The 4,005-nt window shown below is 58.6% G+C and carries 4 protein-coding genes and 1 pseudogene; 1 reads left to right on the top strand and 4 read right to left on the bottom strand.

Translation table 11 applies throughout. The features are described from left to right. On the bottom strand, positions 1-733 hold a 733-nt coding region (locus tag AC1DRJ_RS20720), incomplete at its 3' end, for a pyridoxal-phosphate dependent enzyme (protein WP_477803784.1). A 141-nt stretch (positions 734-874) separates the two neighbouring features. Here AC1DRJ_RS20720 and AC1DRJ_RS20715 point away from each other — a divergent pair. Then, positions 875-1,534: a methyltransferase family protein gene (locus AC1DRJ_RS20715; protein WP_477803783.1), complete on the top strand. Its 660-nt coding sequence runs from the start codon at positions 875-877 to the stop codon at positions 1,532-1,534. 108 nt (positions 1,535-1,642) lie between these two features. On the opposite strand, the gene AC1DRJ_RS20710 is transcribed toward AC1DRJ_RS20715, so the two are convergent. The 3 genes and pseudogenes from AC1DRJ_RS20710 to AC1DRJ_RS20700 all read right to left on the bottom strand — a co-directional run. Next, the gene (locus AC1DRJ_RS20710) at positions 1,643-2,311 is read right to left on the bottom strand and encodes an HAD-IA family hydrolase (protein ID WP_477803782.1); all 669 of its coding nucleotides are present in this window, start codon (positions 2,309-2,311) and stop codon (positions 1,643-1,645) included. Between the two features lie 89 nt (positions 2,312-2,400). Beyond that, complete coding sequence (locus AC1DRJ_RS20705) at positions 2,401-2,808, bottom strand: response regulator (RefSeq protein WP_477803781.1); 408 nt, start codon at positions 2,806-2,808, stop codon at positions 2,401-2,403. Between the two features lie 114 nt (positions 2,809-2,922). Further along, positions 2,923-3,994 (bottom strand): annotated as a pseudogene (locus tag AC1DRJ_RS20700) (GMC family oxidoreductase); the annotation flags it as partial. Between the last annotated feature and the right edge of the window lie 11 nt (positions 3,995-4,005).

The following is a 4,005-nucleotide window of genomic DNA, read 5'->3' as shown; positions in this document are numbered from 1 at the left end:
TAATTGCATCCTCATCGGTGAGTACCACGCACTGGTAGGGAAACTCCTCGATGTGCTCCACCGGCCAGGCCGCGACTTGCGCCGCGCCGAGCGAGGTCGCCACAGTATCGATGCGCGGCAACCTGACGGGATGTCCGGCCTCGACGGCAGCGGCAAAAGACGCGGCGCCCTCGGTTTCGCAGGCGATGATCCGGCAGTCTTTGCGGTCATGGCGAATCAACCCGGTGAGAATTCCTGCCAGCAAACCACCGCCCCCTACCGACGTGACCATCACATCCACTTCAGGACACACTTCCAGGACTTCATCCACCAGCGTGCTGTGCCCTTCCCACAACACCGGGTGATCGAAGGCCGGCACGTATTCGGTGTCCGCGCCCTGCGAGAGTTCTCTTGCCCGTTGATTGGCCTCGTCCCAGACCTTGCCGTGGACAATGACTTCAGCGCCGGTTTTCCTGATCCTGACGCGGGTCGTCTCAGGCGTCGTGTGCGGCACCACAATACAAGCGCTCAGCCCCAGGCTGACGGCGGCAATGGCGGTGGCAAAACCGGCATTGCCGCCCGACGGACAGACGACTCGGCGTTTTCCCTGCGCCTTGGCCTGACTGCACAGAAGTCCCATGCCACGCAGCTTGAACGAACCACTGGGTTGCAGGTTTTCCATCTTGAGCCAGATCCGTCGTGTCGGCGTCGACAGGCCAACGTGCAGGATCAGCGGCGTTTTAATGTGCAGCATCACGAGTGTCCAAAAGGTGAACGGCTCTTATCAAAGTTTAGTTCACCACGCCCTTCGGCCCCGATTGCGCCGAGTTGTTGAACGCGTGAACAGCACCGGGTATCTAAACTGAACACGGCCATTGCTGATCACGAGGTGCTCATGAAAATCTCACCCAAACTGGCGCTTTTCGCCATCGGTGGCACCCTTGCCTACCTCGGCCTCGCGGTGTTGGGGATGGGCGGTTTTGCGGCGTATTTTTCCCATGCGCCGCTGGTGGTGATCGCCTTGGCGACATTGGTGATGACTGTGGCTTCACTGTTCACCGAGGTCAACTTGAGCTCCGGTGAGCGTGAAGACCGGGCCAATCGCTGGGTGATCCCGGCGTTCGGGGTGATTGGATTGCTCAGCGGGTTCCTGCCGGCCTACACCGACCGGATCGACTTCTGGACCTTCGGCGGTGAAGGCCTGCGCTGGATCGGCGCATTGCTGTTCATCGCCGGTGGCGCGCTTCGGTTGTGGCCGGTGTTTGTGCTGGGCAAGCGATTTAGCGGGTTGGTGGCTATTCAGCCGGGGCACAGGCTGGTCACCGACGGTATTTATCGACGCCTGCGCAACCCCAGCTACCTGGGGATGCTGGTGATTGCCGTGGGCTGGGCGCTGGCGTTTCGCTCGGGTGTCGGGCTGTTACTGGCGGCGTTGACGGTGATGCCGTTGATTGCGCGGATTGACGCGGAAGAAGCGTTGTTGAGGGCGCAGTTTGGTGGGGAGTACGACAGGTATTGCGCCAGTACATGGCGGCTGATACCCGGACTCTATTAGCCACCACACCGATCGAGTGTGGGAGCGGGCTTGCTCGCGAAGGCGGTATGTCAGTCGACATTGATGTTGCATGTTACGCCGTCTTCGCGAGCAAGCCCGCTCCCACAGTTAGATTTGCGTTAGCCGGATATGGTGACCGGAGTCCACGGATGTGGTCACTGATTGATAGCTGGCCAACGTTGTATGCGCCGTCTTAATCGCATGCTCATGCGTCTCGGTGATGATCACCAGATCCGCCCCCGCCGCTTCCGCCGCCTTAATCCCCGCCGCGGCATCTTCAAAGATTAAACACTTCGTCACCTCAACACCCAATCGATTCGCCGCCAGCCGATACCCCGCGGGGTCCGGTTTACCTGCGCTGACATCCTCCGCCGTCACCATCACCTCAGGCTCGGGAATCCCCGCCGCTGCCATTCGGCACAAGGCCAGTGCCCTGGGTGCGGAAGTAACGATTGCCCACTGACTGGCCGGCAAGGACCGGAGGAAAGCCGCGGCACCGCGAATCTCGACAACGCCTTCCACATCATCGATTTCCGCCTGGGTAATCCACGCTGCTTCAGCTTCGGCATCAACCCCCGGCAACCCCTGGCGATTGACCGTGTCGATGGCGCGTACACCGTGGATGGTCGGCAGGAAGGAGGCGACATCCAACCCGTGGCGCAAGGCCCAGATCGTCCAGATCCGCTCGGCGGCGGCGATGGAATTGAGTACGGTGCCGTCCATATCGAACAGGAAGGCGCGGTAGGGAATGTTGAAAACGGATGGATGAGCAGACAAGGATCAGCTTCCTCTCGCAAGGGCCAGGCAGGTAGGCCGAGCAATGTAGCACTTACTTGCGAGACGGGCTCAAGCGGCGCAACGACGTTTCAGCTAATGGGCTTGGACTTCAAGGCGCCTTCGACACAGTCCAGCAATTGGCCGAGCGCCCAAGGTTTTTTGATGAACGATACTGAATGCCGGACGCCGGAGCTTTGAGGGGTTTCGAAACCAGACATGATCATGATCGGCTTGTCTGGCCAGCGGTCACCAAACTGATTGGCCAGGTCAGCGCCATTGAGTTTACCCGGCATGGTGATGTCGGTGAGCAACAGGCACACATTGTCCGAGTGCTGCTCCAGGTAAACTGAAGCGGCATCCGCGCTGATCTGTGGCTGAACCACGAACCCTTCTTCCTGGAGAATTTCGCAGAGAAACTCCAGGATCAACGGGTCGTCCTCGACCACCAGAATCAACCCGCCAGAAACGTTCGTGCCCACCGTCGATGCTGGCCCCATGATGTTGCCTCTCCCTGAATACACCCATGATTTTCGCGCGCTGAATCCGCTACCTATCAAGTATGAGCAGCAGTCTTGGCGGAAATTCACTTTTGATACATAGAGATGACGAAATCAGGCGTCCTGCAAAATCAGATCCGCGCCCTTCTCTGCGACCATCAACACCCCTGCGTGGGTATTACCGGACGTTACGTTAGGAAAAATCGAGGCATCGACAACGCGTAACCCCCGGCAACACTTCTTCAACCGTAATGCCTTTGAGCGCGGGTGCCTGCATGATTTTGCGCATCAAGCGGCTGCCCAGGATGACCTCGTCGATGTCTTTTTGCGTGCTCAGATAGTTCGGGTCGATCTTTGCAGCGTCCCGTGGGTTTTTCGGATCAATCTCGATATACCCACGACTGGTCGGTCGGCACGGATTGAAGCACAACAGAAAGCCTGAGTACGGCTCCGGCTTGAGGCTGGCCTTGTTGTTTTTCGGGATCTGGTACGACAGCGGGTTGAAGTACAACTGCAAATTCGGGTTGGATTGCTGTTCATTGCCACGGAAGAATCCGCCGGCCTGATTGACACTCATCGCCAGCGCGCCCTTGCGGGTGAACAGGTATTTCAGACCGAGTTTGAACTGTCCGAACAGCGAGCTCAGCTCATCGTTGAGCGTCGGGATATTGGCCTTGTAGTAATAGCTGGCGCACAGGTGATCCTGCAGGTTTTTACCCACCGCTGGCAGATGTTTGACCATCGGGATCTTGTGTTTGGACAACAGTGCCTGGTCTGCGACACCGGACAGTTGCAGGATTTTTGGCGTGTCCACGGCACTGGCGCAAAGAATCACCTCCTTGTTGGCGGTGAAGGTTCGCACCACGCCGTGCTGGGTGATGGAAATCCCGGTTGCGCGGTCGTTATCGAACAACACCCGATCCACCAGGGCGTAATGTTCAACGGTCAGGTTCGACCGAGTCAACGCCGGGGGCAAATGCGCAAAGCTGCTGGAGCAACGCTGGCCATTTCTGGTGTTGACGTCGTAAATGCCCGAGCCTTCGAATTTCGGGCCGTTGAAATCGTCGCTGTGCGGATAGCCGAGTTCGTCGCAGCCCTTGAGGAATACATCGCAGATCGGATGGGTCTGGCCCTTCATCGGCGTGATACTGATCGGGCCGCTGCCGCCGTGGTATTCGCTGTCGCCCTACGGATGGT

It is taken from the genome of Pseudomonas sp. P5_B2, assembly GCF_056400445.1.
Note: the sequence above shows the minus strand (reverse complement) of the source record. Positions and strands in the feature narration are given on the sequence as shown.